25 protein-coding genes and 1 pseudogene are annotated in these 24086 nt (G+C 38.6%); 5 read left to right on the plus strand and 21 right to left on the minus strand.

From position 1 onward, the window contains the following. Positions 1 to 23: 23 nt before the first annotated feature. On the minus strand, positions 24 to 1448 hold the full coding sequence (locus EHO65_RS07160; protein WP_135773454.1) for a polysaccharide deacetylase family protein: 1425 nt from the start codon (positions 1446 to 1448) through the stop codon (positions 24 to 26). 181 nt (positions 1449 to 1629) lie between these two features. Then, positions 1630 to 2142: an LB099 family protein gene (locus tag EHO65_RS07165; RefSeq protein WP_135773455.1), complete on the minus strand. Its 513-nt coding sequence runs from the start codon at positions 2140 to 2142 to the stop codon at positions 1630 to 1632. 492 nt (positions 2143 to 2634) lie between these two features. Between EHO65_RS07165 and EHO65_RS07170 the strand changes: the two genes are divergently transcribed. After that, a complete protein-coding gene (locus EHO65_RS07170) occupies positions 2635 to 3030 on the plus strand; it encodes a hypothetical protein (protein ID WP_135773456.1) in 396 nt (131 codons plus the stop codon). A 440-nt stretch (positions 3031 to 3470) separates the two neighbouring features. Here the strand turns inward: EHO65_RS07170 and EHO65_RS07175 are convergent, their stop codons facing one another. After that, on the minus strand, positions 3471 to 4652 hold the full coding sequence (locus EHO65_RS07175) for an IS481 family transposase (RefSeq protein WP_135773457.1): 1182 nt from the start codon (positions 4650 to 4652) through the stop codon (positions 3471 to 3473). Between the two features lie 244 nt (positions 4653 to 4896). On the opposite strand from EHO65_RS07175, the gene EHO65_RS07180 reads away from it, so the two are divergent. Both EHO65_RS07180 and EHO65_RS07185 read left to right on the plus strand, forming a co-directional pair. Then, positions 4897 to 5163, plus strand: a complete 267-nt coding sequence (locus EHO65_RS07180; RefSeq protein ID WP_135773458.1) for a hypothetical protein — start codon at positions 4897 to 4899, stop codon at positions 5161 to 5163. Next, the gene (locus EHO65_RS07185) at positions 5156 to 5542 is read left to right on the plus strand and encodes a hypothetical protein (RefSeq protein ID WP_135773459.1); all 387 of its coding nucleotides are present in this window, start codon (positions 5156 to 5158) and stop codon (positions 5540 to 5542) included. Before EHO65_RS07180 ends, EHO65_RS07185 begins: the two co-directional genes overlap by 8 nt. A gap of 288 nt (positions 5543 to 5830) precedes the next feature. On the opposite strand, the gene EHO65_RS07190 is transcribed toward EHO65_RS07185, so the two are convergent. Next, complete coding sequence (locus EHO65_RS07190) at positions 5831 to 6283, minus strand: hypothetical protein (RefSeq protein ID WP_244243469.1); 453 nt, start codon at positions 6281 to 6283, stop codon at positions 5831 to 5833. A 284-nt stretch (positions 6284 to 6567) separates the two neighbouring features. Between EHO65_RS07190 and EHO65_RS07195 the strand changes: the two genes are divergently transcribed. After that, on the plus strand, positions 6568 to 7251 hold the full coding sequence (locus tag EHO65_RS07195) for a hypothetical protein (RefSeq protein WP_135773461.1): 684 nt from the start codon (positions 6568 to 6570) through the stop codon (positions 7249 to 7251). Between the two features lie 554 nt (positions 7252 to 7805). Here EHO65_RS07195 and EHO65_RS07210 read toward each other — a convergent pair. From EHO65_RS07210 to EHO65_RS07230, 5 genes are read right to left on the minus strand one after another with little or no spacing between them, the layout of a single operon-like run. Further along, a complete protein-coding gene (locus EHO65_RS07210; RefSeq protein WP_135773463.1) occupies positions 7806 to 8174 on the minus strand; it encodes a hypothetical protein in 369 nt (122 codons plus the stop codon). Beyond that, on the minus strand, positions 8174 to 8818 hold the full coding sequence (locus tag EHO65_RS07215; RefSeq protein ID WP_135773464.1) for a hypothetical protein: 645 nt from the start codon (positions 8816 to 8818) through the stop codon (positions 8174 to 8176). The genes EHO65_RS07210 and EHO65_RS07215 overlap by 1 nt, the downstream gene beginning before the upstream one ends. Positions 8819 to 8864: 46 nt before the next feature. Beyond that, entirely contained in the window at positions 8865 to 9803 is a 939-nt protein-coding gene (locus EHO65_RS07220) for a hypothetical protein (RefSeq protein ID WP_135773465.1), read from the minus strand. 18 nt (positions 9804 to 9821) lie between these two features. Further along, a complete protein-coding gene (locus EHO65_RS07225; protein WP_135773466.1) occupies positions 9822 to 10304 on the minus strand; it encodes a hypothetical protein in 483 nt (160 codons plus the stop codon). Continuing rightward, a complete protein-coding gene (locus tag EHO65_RS07230) occupies positions 10301 to 10597 on the minus strand; it encodes a hypothetical protein (protein WP_135773467.1) in 297 nt (98 codons plus the stop codon). The genes EHO65_RS07225 and EHO65_RS07230 overlap by 4 nt, the downstream gene beginning before the upstream one ends. Before the next feature lie 146 nt (positions 10598 to 10743). Here EHO65_RS07230 and EHO65_RS07235 point away from each other — a divergent pair, with 146 nt between their 5' ends. Beyond that, a complete protein-coding gene (locus EHO65_RS07235) occupies positions 10744 to 12381 on the plus strand; it encodes a phage portal family protein (RefSeq protein WP_135773468.1) in 1638 nt (545 codons plus the stop codon). Positions 12382 to 12386: 5 nt separating this feature from the next. On the opposite strand, the gene EHO65_RS07240 is transcribed toward EHO65_RS07235, so the two are convergent. The 12 genes and pseudogenes from EHO65_RS07240 to EHO65_RS07295 all read right to left on the minus strand — a co-directional run bounded on the left by EHO65_RS07240 (position 12387) and on the right by EHO65_RS07295 (position 24085). After that, positions 12387 to 13475, minus strand: a complete 1089-nt coding sequence (locus EHO65_RS07240) for a hypothetical protein (RefSeq protein WP_135773469.1) — start codon at positions 13473 to 13475, stop codon at positions 12387 to 12389. Next, positions 13472 to 14968: a hypothetical protein gene (locus EHO65_RS07245; protein WP_135773470.1), complete on the minus strand. Its 1497-nt coding sequence runs from the start codon at positions 14966 to 14968 to the stop codon at positions 13472 to 13474. The genes EHO65_RS07240 and EHO65_RS07245 overlap by 4 nt, the downstream gene beginning before the upstream one ends. 3 nt (positions 14969 to 14971) lie before the next feature. Further along, entirely contained in the window at positions 14972 to 15361 is a 390-nt protein-coding gene (locus EHO65_RS07250; protein ID WP_135773471.1) for a hypothetical protein, read from the minus strand. A gap of 46 nt (positions 15362 to 15407) precedes the next feature. Then, the gene (locus tag EHO65_RS07255) at positions 15408 to 17093 is read right to left on the minus strand and encodes a hypothetical protein (protein ID WP_135773472.1); all 1686 of its coding nucleotides are present in this window, start codon (positions 17091 to 17093) and stop codon (positions 15408 to 15410) included. Positions 17094 to 17149: 56 nt separating this feature from the next. Continuing rightward, positions 17150 to 17794, minus strand: coding sequence for a hypothetical protein (locus EHO65_RS07260; RefSeq protein WP_135773473.1), 645 nt, complete (start codon positions 17792 to 17794; stop codon positions 17150 to 17152). 10 nt (positions 17795 to 17804) lie between these two features. Beyond that, positions 17805 to 18236: a hypothetical protein gene (locus tag EHO65_RS07265; protein WP_135773474.1), complete on the minus strand. Its 432-nt coding sequence runs from the start codon at positions 18234 to 18236 to the stop codon at positions 17805 to 17807. A gap of 40 nt (positions 18237 to 18276) precedes the next feature. After that, positions 18277 to 20083 (minus strand): annotated as a pseudogene (locus EHO65_RS07270) (hypothetical protein). Then, complete coding sequence (locus tag EHO65_RS07275; RefSeq protein WP_135773475.1) at positions 20073 to 20297, minus strand: hypothetical protein; 225 nt, start codon at positions 20295 to 20297, stop codon at positions 20073 to 20075. Before EHO65_RS07275 ends, EHO65_RS07270 begins: the two are co-directional and overlap by 11 nt. After that, positions 20297 to 21073, minus strand: a complete 777-nt coding sequence (locus tag EHO65_RS07280; protein WP_135773476.1) for a hypothetical protein — start codon at positions 21071 to 21073, stop codon at positions 20297 to 20299. The genes EHO65_RS07275 and EHO65_RS07280 overlap by 1 nt, the downstream gene beginning before the upstream one ends. 31 nt (positions 21074 to 21104) lie before the next feature. After that, entirely contained in the window at positions 21105 to 21848 is a 744-nt protein-coding gene (locus tag EHO65_RS07285) for a hypothetical protein (RefSeq protein WP_135773477.1), read from the minus strand. Between the two features lie 33 nt (positions 21849 to 21881). Further along, positions 21882 to 23333 (minus strand): capsid protein, encoded by a 1452-nt coding sequence (locus EHO65_RS07290; RefSeq protein WP_135773478.1) that lies wholly within the window; start codon positions 23331 to 23333, stop codon positions 21882 to 21884. Then, positions 23333 to 24085, minus strand: a complete 753-nt coding sequence (locus EHO65_RS07295; RefSeq protein ID WP_135773479.1) for a hypothetical protein — start codon at positions 24083 to 24085, stop codon at positions 23333 to 23335. The genes EHO65_RS07290 and EHO65_RS07295 overlap by 1 nt, the downstream gene beginning before the upstream one ends. Position 24086: the final 1 nt, after the last annotated feature.

The following is a 24086-nucleotide window of genomic DNA, read 5'->3' on the forward strand; positions in this document are numbered from 1 at the left end:
TAAAAATTTATCGAAAGTAATATTTAGTCGGGGTCTTTTTTAAACTCTTTTCTATTTACAAATAAAAATTGAGTTTCACTTCTCTTGCCGGAAGGAGTTTTGCCAATCACAGTCATAGCCGGATAAGTAGTCTTTTTGAATTCAGGAATTCTAATGATATATTCAGTATTCGATTTTCTCTGAATGATACCTTCTTTCCCGCTGATCTTAATTGCCACCGACTTAGGGTCTAAACCTTCTACAATAACAGGAAAACTATCTCCCGGCTTTACCCAAGAACCATCCAGAACTCCTAGCTGGATCTTAGCAGGTGGAGAGGCGCTTAGAATAGAATTGAACCTGGATTGAGACATCCCCCAAGTCACCAAAGATCTATGGATTGTATAAGCGTAAGTTCCAGGCACATTCTTCCCTGGGTTTACAGTGAAAGCCATTCTATAACCCGCAGCCTTTGCTTCTTCTATGACTCGTACGTCGAATAATCCGAATGGATAAGCGAGGTCATGGATCTTTCTTCCAGTCTTAGCTTCGAGAGTTGCCTTGGAGTCTTTGAGCTGACTTCTGATCTCAGCTCTAGACATTGCAGGTAATTTAGGATGGTATACTGTATGGGAACCTATATCCAGAACTCCACTGTCCAAAGCTTCTTTTAGTTGGGCCCAGCTTAAGTAAAACTTGTATCTAGGATTAGAGATCACAGTTGGATAAATAAAAACAGAAGCTCTCATTCCGTATTTTTTCAGCAATGGAACAAGCACATCTCTATGCGTTAGAGATCCATCATCAAAAGTTAAAAGAACGGGACGAGTGGGGAAATCAGAGCCAGCCTTACCTTGTTGGTATTGATAGAATTGGTCCAAACTAATGGTTTGGTAACCTAAAGATTTAAGATACTTGAACTGTTCTTCTAAAAGGCTAGGATCTAAATTATATCCCCCCATTGGATCTTGGTTCCCAACCAGATGATGATAGCATAAAACAGGGATACCTTTTCCGTGGCCTAACTCGGCATTTTGGGTATTTGTATCGTATTGCGTTTTAGGAGGAAGTTCTGAAACTCCAGGAAGAGAATTTTCGTATTTCTTAGAAGCAGTTTCTTTTTCCTTCTCTTTAATCTCCTGCTTTTCCTTTTTGGAAACCTTGGTTTTCCCTTTTTTCCTGCGCTCTATACGTTTGGATTTACGGGAAGAAGGTTCCGCAGAAGCAATAGATTCTTCTTTTTCTTTTTTAACCTTCGCTTCTATCTTAGGAGAAGGCGAAGAAGTTTCTTCCGATCTAGGAATTTCTCTTTTAGGAGCGGAAGGTTTAGGACCTTCTTCTTCCTCTTGGTTCGTTTTAGATTTAGCATCTGAACTTAAAAATTCGCGGACAGGTCCCGCATAAATTACGGAAGAAGTGAAGATACTTAAAAAGACTAGAATGGAAAAGCTGCTGATTTGTTTATACATGGACGATCAGTTCCAAGATTCTTTCAGGCAGATGACGCGCAACTTTTTACTAAAATACGAAGTATAGTAAAAGTTTATTAAATAGGGGAGAGATTCGTCTTGAAGAAGGACTTTTAGGAGGACCTTCCCCCGAAATTTATTGACAAAGCCCGTCTTTCGGAAAGATCGACGGGCAGGAAGTTTATTTTTTTCCTTTTTCCTTAATCAAACGTTTCAGAACAGACTCTGAATGACCGCTTAGTTTGATAACAGCAGCCTTGTTCGGTTTCTTTTTTTCCAATTCTAGTAGAATGGTGGAAAAACGGAACTTTCTGCGAATATGGTTCACAGCTGGAATAGAAGTTTTGAAAAGTCTAGCCAACTCATGATCCGCATTTCCTTCCTGATTCAGGTCGTAAAACTTGGAAAGTTTAGCATCGTCCCAAACGATCTTCTCGTCCGTCTTATAGTAGTTATGGTATTCTAGACGACGGCTGTTTCTTTCGTAAGAGCCTTTGTTTCTTTTCTCTCTCCAAAAAGGATGCCTATTCCTTGCATATTTTATGTCATCTATTGTATAACCGGATTTATTTAACCATTCTGTGGTAATACTGGACTTCTTGGGTCCTTCTAGTCTTGATTTGATGGAAAATTCAATGTACTGCTCTGGCGTTTTCGCAGAGAGGAGTTTCTTTTTTTCCTTTTCGTAATCCATATCCTTGCCTTGCGATTTCTAATGCACCGTCAGGTGTTATTTTATCTTTTAGTCGGTGGATAGTGTTCCTTACCTGGACCAATACCGAAACTCTTTTTCAAATTACTGTAGGAAAAAACAAAAAGCTTCTTTGTCTGGTCTAGGCTATGCAGAAGAGATTCGCAAAACCTCCTTTAAAGTATACTAAGCAACTTAACGACTCAAATGCTCTTCCAAAGTTTGTCCCTCTAAGGACTACAGGAAGCCGTTAGCATGACCTCGTCCTCATACAAAAATATCACATGATAGAAAGTTTGTGTACGATTCATTATTATTAATCGAAGTATGAAACATTTAGGTTTTTCTGTCTCAGTTCCGACGAATAGTAACATTGCCGTCCTTCTTCTTTCTAACATTTATTAGACTTTGGTTTTTCGATTCAGATATAATTCTATCTTTTCGAAAAAAAGAAACCAGCAAAAATGACTAAGGTCTCAACTGAGGTTAGTCACCATGTTATTCGGAACTTCAAATAAAGGCAGAATTAGAGTAGTTACGGCTTATTTGTGCCTTTTTTACTTATTCAATTTTTCCGTTAGTTCTCATGAAGAAGGAGCGGCTCACCCACACGCAGACCAATGCCGCGCTGATAAAGAAAAATTCTGTAAAGAAAGTCCCAAAGGAGATATTCTCTCTTGCTTAAAAAAGAATGAGGAAAATCTTTCCGAAGACTGCAAAGAACTATTACAAGAAGTCAGAGAAAAAGCAAAACTTAGAATGGAAGCTTGCAAAGAAGATAAGGAGAAGTATTGCTCCAATCGAGGAACAGCTGTTATCCGTTGTCTCCAAGAGAACAAAAATCTTTTAGGAGAAAAATGTAAGTCCGCATTATTCTCCACCTCTAAGTAAGGACATCCGAAATCTCGGCTCACTTTTCAAAGTCTGTATACAAAAGAAATTAAGTATACGAACTTTTAAATATAGGAACTACTACAAGTCGTAGCGGGAACCTTTTTGGTATACTGCACAAATTCTATTGTATACAATCGAAATTGATCTTGTCCATGTTGTATACAAGACTGTTTATACGACAAGAAGCGGAAAGAGGTTTGTCGAAGTGACTACAAAATCCTAGACTTCTTTAGGCGCATGGGCGAAGGTTGCATCATGGGCGCAATAACGCAAAGCCGCGGTCTCGCGTTTGCATTACGCAATTAGTTTAAAACCTCAAACTTCACCACCACTTCCCCAACTTCCGATAATCAACATTATGTCGCATTAGATAGAATCCTTTGATGAACGATCAACCACATAGGTAACACTTTAAACCAGTCACATGGGTTACACTTTTAGTAAGAAAGATTATAAGTGAGCTTCTCATATTTCAATACTTTTCCAGTATAAAGATCTAATATTCCAAGAACTGCATTCGTAAAATAGATACGACAAAGACGATCCGATATCTCTTCGAAACCTACTATCTCACCAATCAATGGAGCACCGAAAAAAACTCTGTGAGGACCGTATTGAGAAAAACCGCTTTCATAAACTTTCTCTGCTACTACATGTGTTGGATACGCAACCTCTTGAAGTTTGGAAGGAAAAAGTCTTGATGACTGAATGTAGACTGATGCTGGTGTTTGATAACCTAAAGCTTCATGCGGTCGTATCTCGTTGTACTCTTTTTTGAATCTATCGAATGACTGTTGTTGTTCTTCTAAGGAAGCCCTAGGAGGAAGCGCTGTTTCTTGCTTCAATGTTCGGTGCATTCGTTCGTGCCGACCATTCTGCTGAGGTTTGCCAGGTTCTATTCTTTCCGGACGAATTCCAAGTTTTAACCACCAAACGGATAATTTACTTAATCCTCCAATAGCTTTAGAAGCAAACGGACTTCCGTTATCCGTCTTAATCGCTAACGGTAATCCATATTCTTTAAATACACGTTCAAAAGCTTGTTTTACGCTTTCTGTATTGGTTTTCTTGAGGATCTGACAATCTAAGAGAAGCCTACTATTTGCATCAGTGATAGTTAACGGATCACAACGCATTCCATCGCCAACAGTAAAGTGTCCTTTGAAATCAGCACACCAAACATCGTTGGGAGTAATTGCATCGGAAAAAGGAAAAAGAGACTGTGGAGTTTTTTTCCTGCGAGGTTGTTGCCGAACTAAACCCTTCCTTTTAAGAATATTCCCAATCGTTGTTACACTCGGCCAAGACTTGACTCGATGGTATTTTACTTTTAATCTCCATAGTAACTTTCGAGGTCCCCAAGAAGGATGCTCTTCCCGCATTCGAATAATTAGATCTACGATATGCTTCGGTGTTTCAAGTGGTTGAACTTTTGGAGCTCTTGACTTCTCTTTTAATCCGTCGATTCCTTCTTTTTCATATCGCTCCAGATACTTGTAGCCGGTTTTTCGGCTAATGCCAAATTCCTTACAAAGATCTGCGAAGATCCATTCTTCCCGCTTAAAAGCAGCAATAAATTTGATTCTTTCCTCGATCACAAGTGACTCCTTCCAAGGCATCTGGACACCTCCAAATGCCTGAATATTATGTCACCTATGTGGGTTTCTGTATATGTTACCTATCTGCCTTGATCATACCTCTCCGTGAACATAGTCAAATAGCTAGCATTCAAAGCAAACTTACTCGAATAAACTAAACTTATACCCAAATATACCCCTATTTTACTAAAATTTGCTAAGAATTTCAATAAAAATCCAGTTGAAACTTCTACCTTTTCCCCGAATCTAATCTTACAGGACCAAAATGGAAAAAGTAGTCAAAGGCGTTACTCTTCCCAAAGATAAAAAAGTTTCCTCTCTAAAAGAAGCCCGTTCGGAAATTATCAAACGAGCTTCTTCTTCACCCGGCTTAATTCATTCTCATAAACGGTCTTCAGATCGCGGAGTTATCGTTAGATCTGAATCCGTAGAAAGATTTGTGAACAGGAAAGTTTCCAAATATATTATAGAACCGGAATCCGATTTTAGTTCTTGGTTTTTCTTAAGCTTACCTGAGTTGCCAAATGACTGAGCCTCCAAAAGATAATGGACCTATAAATTCTGATCTTTCTGCGTTTTTGCGAGCACATGAAATTAGTGTATTAGCGAAAAAAGATGTAGAATTAGAAAAATTAAAATTCGCTCAGTTCGAGGCGCAGGAAGAAACTAAAAGAATTGATATTGAACTTGCACACGAAGATAAAGCAGCTAATCGACGACATCGGCTTACTTTAATCGGGCTAGGATTATTTGCTGCAGTATTAATATTTGCGGGATATCTAGTAATGCAAGGAAATCAAATGGGTTCGTACATCCTGACTGGCACATTAACGTACGTAGCTGGGCTCCTTTCTGCTAAACCATTTAAAAACTATATGTCATCCGATAATTTTGATGAAGACTCGGACTAAAATATAATCTTTATTGAATCTTCCCAATTGCCCCAGGCACATTTAAAAAGAACCGTTTCGAAGAATTATTCGGTATTCCCATTGTGCTTATTTCGTTCCCACTGTCGATAATTACTATCTTTGAAGTGTCTACCCCTTGCAGGTGTAATTCCGAAATTCTATTTACTACTCCCTCTAATGTGTACAATTCGGATTCATTTGGAATTCTATTATTTTCCAGTATAGATTCATACCGAATAAAGAAAAGAGGTTGAGAATCCTTTGTAGACATTAGTTTTTCAGACTCACTTAATTCAATCTGTCTATGCTTACCTTCAAATCTGAAGGACAAGTAGCGTAAATCCAAGAAATTAAAAACCCATCCCGAATTGAATAACGATAACCAGTACCAATTCGTTCTATGAGGCTATCTTCATTCATCTTACCTAAGAAAGGTGTTCCATGTAAATCCTTGATAATTATCAATCTGTCAATTTCTGGTTTATTTGGGAAAGAAATCAATCCATCTCGAATATTCTCTATATATGCAAAATGTGTAATTTGACTTTCCAATTTTGAATATATATAATTGGAATCAGACGCTTTTATTAAACCTTCAGAATCGATTTTACCTATGAAATAGGTTCCAGATGGTTCTAAAAAGATAATTGGAGTATCTTTTCTTGGAACATTATTAGCCGAAAAATTCTGCCAAGGGATTTTCCAATTTGGTACCGTTTTTCTATTTTCGTTAGCGTCCAAAATGATCGACCGCATTCTTGCCTCTATTGTCAAATTGAAAATAGACATGAAGTTTCGTAATTAAAAATATACGTGTTAATAGCAACTAGTTAGCCAACTTATTATAGAGCAAGCGCCTATAGCACATCTCGCATAATCCCCTTAGACGACTAAGGTATATATCCAAAATATAATATAGATCATAAAATTGTCACAGATCGAACAAATCTAAATGGACAAAAAGAAATAAAAGGCTATATTGACACCTAACAATAATTATGTGAAACATAACGACAAGGTGTTAAATGAAATACAAAAATGCGTCTTTGAGTGCCGAAGAGACCAGAAGATTTAAAATACTTAACCGAGTGCGAGAGTCGAAAGGGATGCCCGAGTTCGAGCCAGAAGAATATAAACAAATTGTAAATTTATTCAGCGATAAGAACGGAAATTTATCAGGCGCTTTATTAAAAGTTTATGAAGTCGCTTATATAAAGTATGGGTATCGGCTCTCGAGTATGAAGATACCATGCAAAAAATGCAAAGAGAAAAAAGGATTTAGATTATTCAGGTATATAAAGAATACGGGAGAATTCTTCGATACTTGTCGCGATTGTAACCCATCTCAGCACTCAGGGTTTTATTACGTTGATAGACGACGTAAGCTAAAACTTTTAAAAAGACCTACCCCGAGAATGTCCTTTAAACAATATAGAAAAGAAAAATTAAAATACAAAGATTCCGCTAATCGATTCCACCCAAGACAAAAAGACTCCATTCAAAGAATGGTTCAGGTGTTTGGACGGAAAATATTTAGTAAGGAAAAGCCATGTAAAGACTGTGGTAATTTTTTCCCGCTCTATATGTTCCCTGCAAACTTTAATTCTACATATATTTGTAATCGTTGTCGAGGGTGCGAATCAAGGAGAATAGCAAAGTATATTCGCAACCGTATAGAAAAAGGAAACTCTGCCAAAAAAAGAAAATGAAAATGTGATTTTGGTTAGAGTAAAAGTATAGCTCCAAAGATTAGAGTCGTTAATATCCCATACGAAAAAATTGTAAAGTTCTCTTGAAAATTATTCGGGCGATTCCTTTTTGCATATTCAGTATTGTTTAGAGCGACGTCTTGAATGTATTCTAGACACTCACGATTATTCTTTTCTATCGATCTTATCCCCTTTACTGAAATTGCTTTTGAATCTGGTATATTTTTCGGAAGATAAATCGGTTCTTTGCAATGCTTATTAGGCTCATAGGGGATAAGATTGAGGGTATTGGAAACGCAATTACAAAGTATTAAGGAAAAAATGAAGTAAATAAACTTCACTACCCTAATCCTCTGTAAAATGAATTGGATCTCTAATTATACCTGAAGATTTGCATTCTTGAGACTGCAACAGAGCCGCATTCATGCAGCCGCTAGTGTAACTCAAAAGAAGGGCTACTACAAAAAGTAGAATCTTCCAGTTACCTTTTATCCAAGTAACGATTTTGTTTAATAACGAAATTTGATCCATTTAAACTCCTAAAAATCGAATTCCTACTCTACCGATGGTGGATTTTGTCCAACACCGTTGCCTCGTATTTTTGAAATGAAATCTCCGAGCGCTTTAATTATCTCTGAAAGTTTGTACCAAGACATTAATGTCAGTCCGAAGATTGTAAGGATTGCATGTAGTTTTATACCTCCGAAACCTTCCGATACAGAGGCTTCGGGAAAAGCTTGCAAAACGTAAAACCCGTATAACGAAATAGCAAGGCCTAGGAAAAATGTTTTGTTTGAATGCCGCCAAGGGTCTTTAGAGACTACAATAGAATTACTGAGTATTGATCTTAGATCTTTTGCATTGTCCGACTCCGGAGGCATTTCTAAAAGATCTACAGCTTTAATGGGTGATTTAGTTTTCATTATATGCCTAAAATTCTTTTCGCAACGTCTTGGTTGTGAACGACATATACGAATCCCTTAAACAAAGGATTCTCATTACGAGAAACTTTCTCTGCAAACTGCATGTGAGAAATAAAATCCAACCACTCAGAGTCTATCCAAGTGGCTTTAGTGACAGTGCAGCCTAATGAAGACTGACCAACGAAGTCCTTATCAACTCCTTGCGCGTGTATATTAATAGCGAAGCGACCAGTATACACTGGATCTTTTTCGTCCCAAACGTGATCTGAGTTTGCATCCCTTCTTACTATGATATCAGATGCTTGATTGAAAGCTACATGACCACGATGCGTTCCGATCTTCATACGATAGATACCGGGCTCTACTCGTGCTTCACCTTTGGAAATGCCGTAATCTTCTAAAACTTCTTCGGATACATTACCGGGGTCCATCGTAACTACACGGAAATCGAATGAGTCTCCCCCTTTGTCTACATTGAACAATAAATCATTAAATCGATCGAAAGTATCATCGTTCAAAGTTACGAATCCATTCTTAATTGAAATCCCTCGCTGTCCGATTAAAACTGCTTCTTTATCGTATTTGATTCCGTAAAGATTTGTACTTTCTTCCTTTAGAGTTTTTAGAAAGGCTTTGTGATCCATGCTATCTAAATGATTGCATGGACTTGAGATTATCGGTGAGAACGGATTAACCGAGGGAACCTAAATGTATTTGAGAATAGCGATGCTTGCTACGCTTCCACCATTCTTTTAGTTCGTTAGTCATTTGATTTATTCTAGCTCCAAAAAGAGCGGATGTTGCGCTCATTGAAGTCCCTAAGCTTTCTGAAATGACTCCAACGGAAATCGAATAGTTAGAAACACCTCCGATAACTCCTTCTCCGAAGCTAGACATTACGGAAATACAAAATAGTTTAAGAATTTGCTCTTTTAATTCGGCTGGGACACGCGAAGCGTGATCGTATCCGGTTGTGTAATCGATTCTATATGCTCCGGGAAGGGAATTCATACCTTGAAGCCCGCGCCATGCTTGGATACCTGTGATAGATGGAGCTAAATTTGACCATGGTACTTTCGTAAAAACGGCGCGTAAAATTCCGGTTTTATAATTTGGAACAGCGCGATCTTTTAGATCGATTAACGTTGATCCCGTCCAAGGAAATGTCAGATCCCATTTATGAAGTCTGCAAAGAGGTTTCTTTCGTAATTTAACTTGGAAAGAGTTCGATTTTGTAGAATCGTAATCATATAAATCATCCCATTCGGAATAAGATTCAGTTTCTCCGGTTGGGTTAAGATCATATCTTCCCTTTTCGCTAGGTAGAGGGCGGTGCCGCCATAGCCTGGGATAGATGTCCCATTCAATTTCTTGCGCGAATGCCCTAACGGTTTGGTCGATCCAGTTTTTTAATTGGAAATCTTCAATTTGGGATCCCCTCGTTGAGATAAGGGGTTCGTTTCCAAAAAACATTATTCTTCGAAATTCATCCGGATGGATTAAACAACCCCATTCTGGAAGAAGAGTATTTTGATCTCTGGCTCTTTCTGGATATACTCTTAGAGCTAAATCATGATATTTATAATCCTCGGATTGGTTGTTTAAATCGCCGGAAAAGCCGAAGGCCATCCCGCAGTGTATGATTTATTAAATAATCGGATGGCTTATTTCAGATTTTGCGAATTCTAAATGGTCTATAGGAAGTGAGTAAAATTTTCCGGATGTAAATTCGCAAATTATCGTTTTACCATCCGCAGCGATCTCTTTTACTCTAGCAAGCATCCCACCTACGTTTACTTTTCCCGTCGCATAAACACGCATTATCATGCCAGGCTTTGGAAATTTTGGACTGGAACCGTAGGATCTTCGTTGTTCCCTTGCTTCTTTTTCAAATTGTAGGTGACGATCAGTCATTTCTTTTATTTGAGCTTCTACTTTAGGATCTTTCTTTACGTTATGCTGAATTCTATTTCGTTCTTGCTTCGCTTGTTGGATCTTTTTTTCTCTCGGTGAATGTATATCCTGCCCCGGTTTTACCCAATGCGTTATATTTCTCCCTAAAGAATCTGGAATTTTTTTGGCTATTAAACCTGCGTGAGAAGCTGTGCCTTTTTGAGTGGTCGAATTCATGCGATAGTTGTCGCTGGAATAAAGAAGCCTGTTACTTCAAGTATTCCAGAAAAGGAGGCTTCTTCCAAACATAGTGGGAAAAGAAATTGAATAGGACCTGTTCCGTTTTTAGTGAAGGGGCGAAATTTAGGATCTTGGTTTAAGGTACTTCCTAGAATTGTCCAAGCCCCAGTTGCGTGAATTGCAGTGATGAAATAAAGCTTCTTAGGGTCGTTTAATTCTACTGATCCCGGAATATTAAATTGATTTTGGAGTTGGAGTCTTGCTAAGTCCTGAAATGTTAACGACTTCATTATTTAGAAGTCTATGCAATGAATGAATATCGGAATAAAAGGTAAACGTCTCCTTTTCCGATTATCTTTAAGATCAAGCTGGTTTTTCCCTGCGGAAAAATTCGGAAAAAATCACTGATACGAAAAAATCTAGAAATACTCCAAGAATGGGGAATCTAGGATCAGGAAGGCCACGGGGAAAAGATTATCAAAAGAATTTAGAAAAACGAATTCGTCTTTCTAAATCAAAACAAGTAACCCAAGATAACACGATCAATGCGAATGTAATAAATGAAAGGTTACTTCACTTAGCTAAATCGTTCTTTAATACAGTAAATTCCCAATCAGTTGCGGGGAGACTTTCTAAAAACCCCACTTACACTTACCAGCAATATCAAAATATCCGAGATGGAGTTCTGCTACGCCCAATCTGGCGAGTTCCCTACGAAATTTTACGCAATGCTTCATACGGCACTTCAATCATTTCCGCTATCCATACGGTTCGCGTGGATGGCCTTTCAAGATTCGCTCGTATCTCGAAGAAAGAAGGTCTTTGGTTCCGCATGGAAGAAGAAGACGAGGAAGTTACTGAAGAGATAGAACTTCGAAAGAAAGCCTGTGGTAAGTTCTTCGAGAAAATGGGTGATCTCGTCGATGGTTGGCAGAATCGCGATCATTTCTTTCCCGTTTTCGAAATGATGATTCGAGATACTCTCACATTAGATTCTATTTCATTTTGGTTAATTAGAAATGCTCTAGGAAAATTAATCGAGGTTCGATATTTAGATCCCGCTACGATATTCCCTGTAGATCCTAAAATTGGATATAGGGGCGATAAATCTATCGCATACGTTCAGATGATAGATAACACTGTCGTCGAATCGTTTTCCGCTTCGGAAATTGTTTGGAATCATAAAAATCATTTATCCGATGTTCAAATGCGTGGGTTCGGTTTTTCCCCGCTTGAAGCCTGCATACTAGATTTAACAGGAGTAATTAATACATTAAAATTTAATAGAGATAGGTTCACAAGGCAACCACCGGCGGGTTTCTTATCTGTTCTTGGAGATTTATCTCCGGAAACGATAGAATCTTTAGAACTGCAATGGCAAGAAATGATCTCCGGAATGGATGATTCTCATAAAATCCCAATTCTTGGGACTTCTGCCGGAGAAGTTTCTTGGACTCCATTAAATCTTCCGAACGATATGGTCTTCAAAGACTTTATACAATGGTTAGTGTCCTTTGTTCTCATGGGTCATGGAATGGATTCAGCAGAAGTCGGATTGCATTTAATAAATTCCCCTGCAATGTCCGAAGCAAATCCGAGAGATAAGATTAAAATTTCTATAACAAGATCTGAAAAAGCACTACTTACTTCATTCGAGCATACTCTTGGACAAATAAAGGATTTCAGAAACGAAGATTTCCCCGGGATAGTTGTAGAATTCGTGGGCAAAGATCCGGAAGATGAAAAAGATAAAATCGCTAAATGGAAAGAAGAAGTAACGAATATTAAACTAATCGACGAGATTAGAAGGGCAAACGATCTGCCTCTGATCGGTGACACTTTAGTCGATCTATATGGAGTCGATCCTGAACAATATAAAATGTCTGGGGCTTTAATTCTAAATCCTACTTACCAACAGTATTTTGGACAAATCCAAGCCCAAGGTGGACAAGTTTTAAGCTCGGGAAAGCAAGGCTTTGAAGAGGACGAAGACTATCAAAATCCTGAAAATGATAGTTATAATTCACCCGAGGAAGATTTCAATATGGAACCAGACTACGATTTAACGTTTTAATTTTGTTAAGGACTAGGCGGATCGTATAAAGGAATAACCTTTAAGGAATTCTGAAAGTAAATTTTCAAATAGCCTACCGGATTGGAAGGAAGTCCGGCGGCAGATCCGGCCGTCCCGCTATTTTCCATTCCAGTATCAAAATTTGGAGATCGTAGAGATTTTTTAAAAATATCAGCATTCGATCCGTATAGACCGACCGCACTTGGTTCTACAAAAGAACTGGCATCCGGTTGAAAAACTAAGTAACCGCCTGACCCTCCACCACCAATTATAGCGAACTGTCCTTGAATAAGGGTTTCATTAAAACAATCGATATATACAGAAATGCTTGGATATATTTCTATAAATGAGAAATTAGAATCAAAGGTATTTGAATTATTTGATATTTCGATTCTAGCTAATGATATTGGTGCCGAAATATCTTTAGAAAGTGAAATGAATGAGCATGAAGTAGTACTGTCCCAAATAAATTGGCAGTTTTTAAATTTTCCAAATATAATTGCGATTTCTTTAGAGAATAACGGAACCGTTCGCCCTACTACATCTAGTACGCAATCTTCAAACGAAGGAAGTCCTGTAAATATTATTTGGTTTGATCTAAAATCAAGACTGATATTTTTTAATAAAGATCCTTTATCCGTACGAAGTATAGTTTCTGAATCAAATTCATAATTTCCATCTGGAATAGGAAACCTTTCTCCATAATCTAAGAAGCTGGAATCAAAAAAGATTGTCTTAGGGAATCTTTTTAAAGTCCCGGAAACGGCTGTGTATAGCTCAGTGAAACTTGTATAAATATTCCCACTTGCTACACCGTTTGGTTGAAAAACGAAAAGTCCAATGTCCCCAAGGTTTGAGATAGCAGGGCGTTGGTTATTAGAAAGAAAACCATCAAGACCAAGTGTAGCTATCCCACCCGGGATCCCTTTTTCGGAATTGCTGATCTTATTAAGTAAGTCTGCTTCTATAATCTGAACCTTGGAATTTAGGATTTCGTCTGAACTTTCTCTATTAGATATTTCTAACCCGATTTGATTCTCTACATACTCGCGAATCTGATTTGTTTTTAAATAGTCAAGTCTATAGGATTTCATTTATGCCAGACCATGACTCTCACTGGTTTATTTTGAAAATTTGAGTCGTCTGTGATTCCGATTGTAATATTTCCGGAATTATCGTAGAAAATAGTTTGAGCTGTATGCCAGTTCCCAAAGCCATCTTCGACCCAACCAGAAACGTCTAAAATATTTAATCCAAGAGATGAGTTTAATGCACAAACTCCTGTTGAATCGGTTGATCCTTCCATCCAGGATCTTTGAGCGATTGTTCCCGTAGGAGCTTGTCCTACCCCATTCGAAATCCCGATCCAAAGGAAAATTGATTGAAGGAGTTCTAATATTTTTGTTTCGATAAATTGCTTAACAGAACGAGCGGAAGGCGCTACAGATACTTCTGTAAACAAAGGACTATCGGTTACACTTACTCCGGAACTTAGGTTGTTATACGAAGGCGTATCTAAGAAATACCAGGAAGAAAGAGATTCGGAATAAGTTAGCTCCCAGTATCCGCCGTTTAGATCTAATTGCCAATCATCGGATATTCCTTGAATATTTTTCCCGTTTCTTAAGAGGGTGATCGGATTTGTTTCCGAAAGATTTGCGATATCTATAATTCCGATTACGGAATTATTTTTTGGAGTAGCAGGTAAAGTAATAGAGAATCCACCACTTGTGACATCTGCAAGAATTCTTTCATATTTAGAAGCAATATAGTCCGAATTAATAATCTGTGTATTCTTTAACGATCCGAAGTTTTCTCTCCAAGTTCCATCACCTGAAAGAAAATATTCCTGCTCTCCTTGTAAAGGAGTTGGGACTAGACCCTTTTCCCCAGAAATCAATTCGGATGCACCTTGGAATGGATTGTCAGTAGCTAAAGTACCCTCTTTATCTGGTAAGAACCACTGCCGAACCGAAGTTGCAAGAGACCTAAGCTTAGAAGAAATCGTAACAATGTTTTCGGATATTAATTCGATTCCTGGATTTCCCGTATCGGAAGAGAGCCCAACATAGCCGAAAGGAATATTTCGTTCAGATTTTAATTGATACTGTGGATGGTCATTTCCTGCTGCTAATCCAAGAAGGGATGAATGCTGTTGTACTCTAGCTGTTGTTTTAATCCAACGACCAGGTGAAGAATTAGAAAGATCATTTGGCTTAATGATTCGAAGAGGGTCATTCGGATCTGGTGTAGGCAAGAGCGATTGAGTATCAAATTGGTAAAATGCGAGTTCATCTTCTACTTCACGAATTTGTTTATCGTTTCGATCTTCAGGAGCAATCGACATCAATTCCGATAAGTTTTGAACTGGGACGTTCCAGTTTGCAAGAACCTCGCTTCGTAAATATTCGAGATTTACAGCGTCTTTGTTATCGGTTGGGTTTGCTACCTTTATCGTTGCAAAATCAGAGTCGTCTGGATTTCGAACTTCGATGGAAGAAGCGTTAGTTTTTAATTGAACTCCTTTTCTACCAAGCCGGATCTTTGAACCTACTCCAAATAGAGAAAAATCGAATACTTTTCCCATTGATTATCCGAGATATACTTCAACTCGAATTTTATTTGTAGCGTATTCAGTAGAAACTCGAAGAGAGCTTAAACTGCCAGTCCAAGCGAGAAACCCTTCCGATAATTCTATTTCATCCGAAGTCCCGTTTAATCGAACTTTAATTGGAGCAGGATCAGAAGCTTTAACACTAATCGCAGTATCATTTTCTTTATATGATGCAAGTATTATAACGTACTTAAATTCTATTCCATTCGGAATCGGAATATCCACTAAATTATCTGATTGCGTTATGTTTTTAGTTAGTCTTTGAGGTTCCTGTACACCATATTCTTTCTCAAATTTCTCTAAGAGCCTTTCTACTGCCGCTCCATCTCGGGTAAGTAGTTCAAAATGAATGCGATGGTATTCCATTCTTTCATTTTGCGAGAAAACCTATAATCGGAGAAAAAAAGGGATTCTATCTAGACTTAACTTTTAGGGTCCCACCACCTAAAGTACTTTTTACGATTGCATCTTTTAGAGAAGAGATTCCGCCAACTGCCATTTCTAAAGTGGCTCTAAGACCATTTATTGTACCAGCGACTAACGGTAGGGAAATATTTTCTAAAGCTTTTATACCATCGACGACTTTATTAAATACCGCTTGGTTATCTTTAAAAAGATCAAGCATCGCTTTATTTAGATCATAACCTATTTGAGCTGCACCTCCGCCATATTTAGCGAAGTCTTCTTTTTTTAAGTTATCTAAAAATGTAACTTTATTTTCACCTGCTTGGATTGAGTTATTGTCTTTGCTAAAAGTATTCGTATTGAATTTAAGATTTTCTGATTCGGTAAAACTTCGGCCTTCCATTTTTCCCAAAATCCCTCTAGTAAGTGGATCCAAATTACTTAACGAAGAAGATACATACTTGCCCGGATCTTTTTCCGATTCTCTAAGAGCCGCAAAAAAATCTCCTTTATTATCCTTTATTGCTTCTGCCATAGATAAGGCACCGACTATACCACCACCGAATACACCTTGGCGTCCTTGGTTAGATAATTCTTCAGCTAATGAAAGTCTTCTGCCTGGGTCCATACTCCCGTTTTCACGACCTATTCCAGCGGCAAATTTAGTAAAATTCTCTGTGTCTCCCGAATATCCTCTTCCTCTCAAATTCTCTGATATCTGAGCCAGTCTAGAAATGTACTCAGATTGCCTTAAATTGGTGAATCCAGTAGCGTGCGCTCCTCCTCTCAAGTATCCAATATCTAAATTTTTATTTTCCTTTCGAATCGTTTCAAGCTGACTTACAATTTCTGTAAGGCTTTTTCCTTGCGAAGCAGAAAACCTCATAGTCTCATCGTCTGTAAGATTTCCTTTTCCAAATATTCTTTCACCGGTAATTCTACCACGTGCAAGGTTAGATTGTGCGACTTCTGCATTCGCAAACAGCCCCCCTCCCCCTCCGACATATTGTCCCGTTGCACCAAATGTTGAAGCTTGGCTCTGCATAGCTGCCGTATATTGTTCACCTACAGCCGATACTATTTTTGCAATTCCACCTGCAATAGCGATACCAGCACCGATATAAGGTAACGCCTGACCAATGGTGCTTAATCGATCTCCTTGTCCACCTCCCCCACCTTGATTTCCAGGATTGTTTGAACCTGAACCACCGCCAAAATTTCCGAGTCCAGATCCAATTTTATCAAAATGAGCATTTTGGATTTTTATTTCTGCTTTTTCTATTTTACCAGCTGAACTATTCCCTTTTCCAAACGTGTTAAATCCAGATTCGAAGTTTCTTTCCGTAGAGTCCGTATCGCTAATATCACTCCCATTTTTCTTTTTATTTCTGAATTTATCCCTTATCTCTTTATATGCGGCGAGTTTTCTTTCTATTACACCTGCAAATCCGCCACTTTGAGTCTCATCTAAGTCAGAACTAACGGCTAAAGTATTTGATCCAGCGTGAGAGCCCGAAGAATAATAAGAGCTAAGAGAATCCTTCTTTTTCTTTGCAGATTGTGACTTTTCTTTTGGAGTTCGAATTTTAACATCTATACCTTTCCTTCCACGTTTGGAAATTCGTTCAAAAGCCTTGTCGAAATTATTTAAGTCGGGATTGACTTTCGCTTTTATTTCGATGGAATCATTCATACTCTTTTAATTCTTCTTCTATCTTTCGAAGGATTGCTTTTCGTTTACTTTCACCTTCATTCATTAACATTTGCGCGGAAAACCCTCCGTGCGCTGCCAGGGTAGTTGCCAAGGTAGGGCTTATATCCGCGAGGAATTCGTCCGCTTTCATTTTTTGAACTTGCTTCTTCGTGAGTAGAAGGTTGATCTTTCGTTTGTACCTCTGGAAATCCACTTTCGCTGTCGCTTCTAGGAGGAATATCTTCTGAGCGAAAAATAGATTCCCCTTCTGCATTTCTTCCGGGTAAATCCCGAACTCCTTCATAAGGAATAGATCTAGAATTGTCTCTGGATCCCCGAGAGCGCTTAGGGTGGTTATTTTTTTTTAACTCAGCTTGGAAGGCCCGGTCTTGCTTATCATAGTCGTTAAAGAGTTCGATTACGAAATTCTGATCGTCTATATCTTCAAACGTTCGAATTTCGGGGAAGTCATCCGATTCCGGTAAGGCTTTCACTACTTGGTCTAACGTTTGGATTGCAAATATATATCCAAGTGTCGAGGATGGGATCGATTCCAGAGCGACTCCACCAAGTCTTCGACCAACTGCTAAATCAATGTCTATACGAACCTTGGGAGTAGCTATTTCTGCATCGAAAGTTAAAGTTTTTCCTTCAAATTTTGCGTTAAGAAGTATTTTTCGATTAGGTGATAAAATTTTCATTTATCACCTCTTAGTTGTAAGCTTCTAACGGTTCGAAATCTAGTAGCTCAAATTCTACACTTCTACCAGAGAATTCGTTGTTACTTAAATTGAAGCCATCCGATTGAACAGCACCGACTAAGAGTCCAACCCTTCGGCCAGTCGATTTGTCTATTATAAGAATGTCATAAAGATCGTCTGCCCGAGAGTCATCGTTTGAATTAATACTTACAACGCCTTCTTGTGCAGACCTTAGAATGTGAAATTCAGCAGAAGCCGAGCCTTGCCAATCTAATGATTTTAGACCTCTCGGTTTTCTATATCCTATTGCTTGGATACGTTCAACATGGTTGTTAATCGTTACTTGCAGGCTTTTCATAAAGCCCACTGCGATTCCATTTAGTTTTACTATTGCGTCGTTTCCGGTTAAAATGTCCGGATTTGGTCGTTGACTGACTGCCATTCCCCATTTTCAGGGAAAATTAAAAATCGGTGATATTATCTCACTGGGAACCTGAGTTAGTACCCCGAACTACATCAAGGGAAAGAAGGAAGAATAAGAAATTCAAAGGACTAACCATTGTTCCATCTGAAAAAATAAAATAGCGAACATCTCCATCCGATCGCATTGCAATGTTCTCGTCGAACGCAGGAGTCCCAGTATAAATGTTTCGGGTAAGCCAACCTCTATCCACTGTATAAACAAATTTGAATCTTTGAACTAATGCAGTTTTTAAATCCGCATCAGTTAGATTTGTACCAAGAGCGGACGGGTCCGTGGGGACTTCTCCGGTAAAAGTCGAGTCTAACCATTCTCGTAAATCTTTTACGATAGCAAGAGCTGTACAGACTGTGGAAGTTTGATTAAGAATTAAATTCTCTGCTTGGTAAGAAGTTAAAGCAAATTCAATCTTAAAGGGACCATTATTTGGTTTTCGGGTAACTATTAGAGCACCGGCTCGAATCACTTTGTTAATTTGCGTTTTTGTAAGTTTCTCCGGAGCATCGATAATATTTAGGTCTTTATTTGTCGGTGTTTCCCGAACATTCGCAGCTGCTTTGATCGCGTTGTGGATTACTGCGATCATCCAACCAGAATATGTTTTATTTGTAATTCTGTCCGCCATTCTGGTAGTCACCGGTGAGAACCCCAGAGTTAAAAATTCAGAATTTGTATTCTTTATATCTTCTATTCTATCATCAATAGATTTCGTTGTATCTAATCCGCAACCGCCAAACCTTTCATCTGATCCATCCGGAGAATTGGATTTTGCAAGTTTATCCGCTAAGTATAATCTCACAGGCTCTAAATCCGTACAGACATTCACATAAAATCCTTTTGCGACCTCTGTATCAAAAACCAAATCCAACGCATCTAACCAGTTCGTAAGACTAGGTATTCCTGTAATGCCCCCGGATAGATATTTGTAATTCGGCATATCTGCTATGGGCTTTCTTACTATTCCCGCTTGTATCTCTGCTAGTCCTTGGCCTTTGAAATATTTTTCTTGCTGAGTTAAGAGAGAATTTAGTATTTTTGAATTCCCTTTAATATCAAATGAATCAGTAGCCAAAATATGATCTAAGGTTTCTGTCTTTCTATCTGGTTGAGAAAGAATTTTGCAAGAGAATCCACCTTTCGAATTTATATACTCCGACAGCGAAAAAAGTGTCGGATAGTCTTTAATATTTGCGGTGATACTCGAAGATCCATCCGTAGAAGCACCTGTTCCTGTGGGTAGAGTAATAGAAAACATTATACCATCAAATAGAACTATCGCACTCGTAGCATCTCCCGAGTATTCTATCTCTATCTCTTGTGGTTCTAAAGTCGGAGATATTTGTATATTTTTAGCATCCCCGATCTGGATAATTCGTCCACTACTTGAAACACGAAACCGAATTTGATTTCCAAGTGGCCCAGGTATTACTGCAGTGACTTTATGAACCAACGGTTTCCACCTCTACTTCAGCGGCCACGTTTGGATTTACACAAAGAACTTTTATTAGAATAGGACCGGATACAAATCTTGAATCCCTAGATGGTGAAAAGGCATTCTCTATCGCATCTGCTAAATCACCTGAAGCAAGAATAGATCTGGATTCTTCTGTACTTCCAAACTCCATTATTCTTTTGGCATATTCTATGTTGGTATTATTCGCATTGAATCCATTATCTGATTGTCCAATGAGTATCAATGTATTCAAGTCAGGTGAAATTCCGCTAGGGGGCGCTGCCGTTCTAAATGCTCCCCGCGCACCTGGACGGATATATCCACGACCTAAAAACTCTACGTCTCTAGTTCCCATGGATCGAACTCCAAGCTTTTTCGGGGTCTTTTAGTTCTTTGAGTTTGCGGTAGAAGAATTCGCGGAACCTTGGAGATATTAACTTTCCAAGAGTTTTTTCTTTCTCTAAAAGAAACTCTTCTGGATTAATTTGTTTTTTACCTACTACGGAAAGAGGCTTTCGATCTTCCTGAACGTTTTGTTTTTTATCTATGAGTGATGTTTCTTTTTCCATTAGGAATAATCCGCTAGTCCGAAGTTGCCTTCGAATCTAGTTTTACTTCCTTTTAAATGAACATCGAAACCTTTAATATCGGGAAATAGGTATGAGGGTTTAGTACGAAAAATCGAACGGATCTGAAGTATTCGAACTGAAATTTCAAAACCCCATAATGGCTCTGGGAAATCCTGTGTATTAAGATTCGGTTCTGCCGAATCCGGCAAAAGTACACGACTTCCCGGATACAAAATAGGAAGATCGTTCTCCATTAAAAGAATTAGAGAATGTACTGTTTCAAATAGCCATTGAGCAGTTTTACGTCCCGCATGACCGGACGCAAATCCTACAATTGCAATCTCTGATTCGACGTGATGGGAAAATTCCTGTAAATACGATTCTCGGGCGAATCGGTCGATTAATGATTTTGGTGCTGCACGCTTCGAATCTTCTCTTTTTGATATTTCGTTTAAGTATCCGCTAAATTCTTCTGAATTTTTAAAGTGTCTTTCATTCAATCCTAACGATTGAGTAGGGATGTCTCTAACCCATTCCACACCAATCTTTGGAAATTGAGAGTTAGTTCCGCTTTGAGAAATTCCTTCTGTAAAAAGCGGATGACCGTGAATTATTGGAGCATCAATTTTCCGATCTATAAGACCAGTTAGTGGCAGAGTTTGTGAAAGATATTCGACAACTGCATCTTCGGGTGGAACTGAATAAGTGACAAGAATTGCACCTTTATCCCGGCCATCCCGTCTTCTACTTTCCTCGTCCCGAAGATCTATTTCCATCTCTTCGTTTTAAGATAAATGAAAATTCACTTTATCGGTTATTTTTCTTTTTAAGTAATTCCAAGATTAAATCTTTCATATCAGAGGCTACGGCCTGCTTTAAAGTTTTTGAATTTAAAGCTTTTTCAACATCCTTTTTAACTCCTTCTTGAATGCGTTGCGCTGGAATTTGCGGATAGTAAAAACCTCTAGATCTTTCAGAGACCGTTACGAATTTCATAAAGTTTCGCTGAACTTTTCCATTTTTATATTTTTGCTCTATTGCGAAAACGTTACCCCTTCCGGTCATGCCAGGATCTTTCCTATACTTATATTTATTCCGAGATACCAACTTTCCTTTTGTATTTTCTTCTTTATAAGATCCGGTTTTTATAATTACTGAATTGATTTCATTTTTCATCGGTCCGATTCCTGAACCATCTTCATTATTACTTAACGGAATTACAACGTATGGTCCTCTCTTCCCAACTCTCGCCTTTGAGCCACTAAGTAAAGCCGCCTTCATATTAAAACGTGCTCGGCCTTTTTCGATTATTTTCATATAATTGTATGTGCCTTTGTTCGGGTGATATACTTGAAATCCTCCTGGTATTTTACGCAGTAATATCCCTCCACCTCCTCCAGTAGATTTAGAAATAGCTTGCCTTCCCCACCAGGCGGGACGAGCCGATAATGTATTATGGGTCCAAGATTTTTGTGCGAGATTTGCGATCTGCTTTAATACAGATTTAACTCTAGGAAATTTCCCTTGTTCAAAGAGTGTTTCGTAATTCATAAAAAAGCCGAAATTATTCCCGGCTAATTTTAATTATCTCTTTACTGGTACGTTTTTAAATACTCTGAATTTTTCAGGAGCCAATATTTGTAAAACTCCATAATGTTCTATAATACCTTGACGTAACCTAAGTCTACCACCTGCCCCGTATGGAAAAAGTGATTTAGTAAATCCTAATAATTCGGATAGGATAAACGTTCTACTTTCATCAGTTGCAGATTGGGAATTAAAATCTCCTAGAACCATAATGGTTGTTCCCGGAAGATCAAAATTCAAATCTTGAAAAACTGTAGTTGGTCCAGAAGTGTTTCGTACAATCTCGACCATATATCGGATGATTCCACTTCCGGGTGTTGTTTCTCTAAAAACGGCAAACCTAGTAGTTGGTGGCCCTGAGTTTCCAGGAGTGAGTGTTATCTCGACGCCTCCACCAGTATTTACTGTTTCTGTTTCAATTGGGGAAGCTGCTGACCAGTGACGTAAATTTCCAGCACAAGCGCGATACTTGTATTCACCTGAATAACTAACATCAAACTTTGAGCCAGTAATCGATGGTATTGCAGCAAGAGCGATCGCAGGGGTCTCAGGAGAATCGGTATCGGAAGTCGGTCCTTCAACTAAATTACCATTCGAATCTAATCGTTTTGGAACCTCCCAGTCGTGACGATCCAACCAGATATCGTCCTCTAGCGTAATCATATTGTTTGCGCCATTGGAGTCCCAAATATGAGGAACTATATTTCCAAGACCTACCGAGTTCGGTCCCTGATTGTTGTTTTGAAGTACTTTTGCCTGACCTGCAAAATCGTAAATTTGGTCATACAAAGCTTTGGTTGTGTTGTGCATCCAAAGCTGATTTGCAAGTCCGAAATACTTGGTCCTTATCTTCGAAGTGTATTCTTTGATTTCGTCTGCACTTGGTAACTGTCCTCGGGCATCCTTTACAAAGTCAGAACCCAAATTCGAAATCTTCGTTGCGAATCCATCTTGGTTAAACTTGTTTATAGATTTGCTGCCAAACCAGTACGAACGCATCATGTTCTCCATTCCGCGTCTTAGTGCTGAGTTTGATTGTATGATCTCCGGATCTTGAACGTTTGCGACGGTATCTACTACTTTGTTAAACGCAAAGCCCTCTGCGACGTAATTGACTTCGTCATATAATCTTTGAATTTCAGAGTCTCTAAAACTTGGTTCGTCGGACTGCCCGATATAGGAAGTGTTATACCATCCTCCGCCATGAGATCGATTCTTGTTATATTCCGCTAAGACTTGATTTATTTGCCGCTTAGGAGTGTTTTTTAAAAACCTAAAGTCTCGATCCGTGGACACGATCGCAACGAACGTCTTGTCCAAAGATTGCATTGATAACGTTGAGCCACTAGATCCGACCTCTACAAACGGTGAGGCCCCATTCTGGGAGGTGTTCGCTTCAAACGCTTTACGTATCTCTAATAGTTGATCTAAAGTATGAGGACCGTTCATTAAACGTGTACCTCATTACTTTCTTTTGCATACGCGAGAGCCCGATTGGACAATCGACCTGTCGTTTCAAAATAGCTAATGTCCTCAATCTGACATTTTCCAATCTCAATCCCTTTGAGTATTAAGTTCCCGAACTTCTCTCTTTCGTTTCCAGGGATAATACCATCCGACTTCGCGACTTGAATTTGATTAGTTTGTGTTACTGGGGTTTTTGTGTTAGCTGGCTTGCTTGATATCTCCGTTAATTGACTTTTTAATTTTTGTATTTCTCGATTAAGACCGGATTGTTTGTCAACCTGGTCCATGACAAATTCAAGGCTTTCCGCAAGAACGGAAATATCGGATTTTAAGGCTAGTACTAATGACTCAACTTTTTGAAGAAATTGAAATCCAGCTATCTCTACATCAGTGTTTTGTCTTCCTTCTTCTTTTGTTTCTCCCGGTAGTTCAGATTTCGAAACTTTTGATTCTAGATTTTGATCTTCAGATGGAGTTTCAAAGTAAGCGCTTATAACTTCTTCTGCAAACGCTTGAGCGTCCGGCTCTGAAACACCTTTCGAAACCGCCCAATCTTTGATTTTGTCTGTTTCAGGCGAAACACTTCCATCGTCTAGAAGCTCCGTTACTTCACTTGCTAATGAGGGTAAATCAGGGGAACCTCCTTGTTGTTCGCTTTTGGAAATTGCGTTATCTTTACTGGCTGCTTTCTTTGAATTTCTAGCTTTCAGCCGTTCTATAGCGTCTTTGAACACA

It is taken from the genome of Leptospira andrefontaineae (assembly GCF_004770105.1).
In the GTDB taxonomy this organism is placed as follows: Bacteria; Spirochaetota; Leptospiria; order Leptospirales; family Leptospiraceae; genus Leptospira_B; species Leptospira_B andrefontaineae.

Bases quoted from the DNA above. Each gene is read 5' to 3' on its own strand.
- EHO65_RS07280 (WP_135773476.1), bottom strand. From the start codon at position 21,073: ATGGAAATAGATCTTCGGGACGAGGAAAGTAGAAGACGGGATGGCCGG.
- EHO65_RS07230 (WP_135773467.1), bottom strand. From the start codon at position 10,597: ATGAAGTCGTTAACATTTCAGGACTTAGCAAGACTCCAACTCCAAAAT.
- EHO65_RS07290 (WP_135773478.1), bottom strand. From the start codon at position 23,333: ATGAACGGTCCTCATACTTTAGATCAACTATTAGAGATACGTAAAGCG.
- EHO65_RS07240 (WP_135773469.1), bottom strand. From the start codon at position 13,475: ATGAAATCCTATAGACTTGACTATTTAAAAACAAATCAGATTCGCGAG.
- EHO65_RS07220 (WP_135773465.1), bottom strand. From the start codon at position 9,803: ATGGCCTTCGGCTTTTCCGGCGATTTAAACAACCAATCCGAGGATTAT.
- EHO65_RS07255 (WP_135773472.1), bottom strand. From the start codon at position 17,093: ATGAATGATTCCATCGAAATAAAAGCGAAAGTCAATCCCGACTTAAAT.
- EHO65_RS07235 (WP_135773468.1), top strand. From the start codon at position 10,744: ATGGGGAATCTAGGATCAGGAAGGCCACGGGGAAAAGATTATCAAAAG.
- EHO65_RS07165 (WP_135773455.1), bottom strand. From the start codon at position 2,142: ATGGATTACGAAAAGGAAAAAAAGAAACTCCTCTCTGCGAAAACGCCA.
- EHO65_RS07285 (WP_135773477.1), bottom strand. From the start codon at position 21,848: ATGAATTACGAAACACTCTTTGAACAAGGGAAATTTCCTAGAGTTAAA.
- EHO65_RS07275 (WP_135773475.1), bottom strand. From the start codon at position 20,297: ATGGAAAAAGAAACATCACTCATAGATAAAAAACAAAACGTTCAGGAA.
- EHO65_RS07225 (WP_135773466.1), bottom strand. From the start codon at position 10,304: ATGAATTCGACCACTCAAAAAGGCACAGCTTCTCACGCAGGTTTAATA.
- EHO65_RS07175 (WP_135773457.1), bottom strand. From the start codon at position 4,652: ATGCCTTGGAAGGAGTCACTTGTGATCGAGGAAAGAATCAAATTTATT.
- EHO65_RS07250 (WP_135773471.1), bottom strand. From the start codon at position 15,361: ATGGAATACCATCGCATTCATTTTGAACTACTTACCCGAGATGGAGCG.
- EHO65_RS07210 (WP_135773463.1), bottom strand. From the start codon at position 8,174: ATGAAAACTAAATCACCCATTAAAGCTGTAGATCTTTTAGAAATGCCT.
- EHO65_RS07245 (WP_135773470.1), bottom strand. From the start codon at position 14,968: ATGGGAAAAGTATTCGATTTTTCTCTATTTGGAGTAGGTTCAAAGATC.
- EHO65_RS07195 (WP_135773461.1), top strand. From the start codon at position 6,568: ATGAAATACAAAAATGCGTCTTTGAGTGCCGAAGAGACCAGAAGATTT.
- EHO65_RS07260 (WP_135773473.1), bottom strand. From the start codon at position 17,794: ATGAAAATTTTATCACCTAATCGAAAAATACTTCTTAACGCAAAATTT.
- EHO65_RS07160 (WP_135773454.1), bottom strand. From the start codon at position 1,448: ATGTATAAACAAATCAGCAGCTTTTCCATTCTAGTCTTTTTAAGTATC.
- EHO65_RS07265 (WP_135773474.1), bottom strand. From the start codon at position 18,236: ATGGCAGTCAGTCAACGACCAAATCCGGACATTTTAACCGGAAACGAC.
- EHO65_RS07185 (WP_135773459.1), top strand. From the start codon at position 5,156: ATGACTGAGCCTCCAAAAGATAATGGACCTATAAATTCTGATCTTTCT.
- EHO65_RS07215 (WP_135773464.1), bottom strand. From the start codon at position 8,818: ATGGATCACAAAGCCTTTCTAAAAACTCTAAAGGAAGAAAGTACAAAT.
- EHO65_RS07180 (WP_135773458.1), top strand. From the start codon at position 4,897: ATGGAAAAAGTAGTCAAAGGCGTTACTCTTCCCAAAGATAAAAAAGTT.
- EHO65_RS07170 (WP_135773456.1), top strand. From the start codon at position 2,635: ATGTTATTCGGAACTTCAAATAAAGGCAGAATTAGAGTAGTTACGGCT.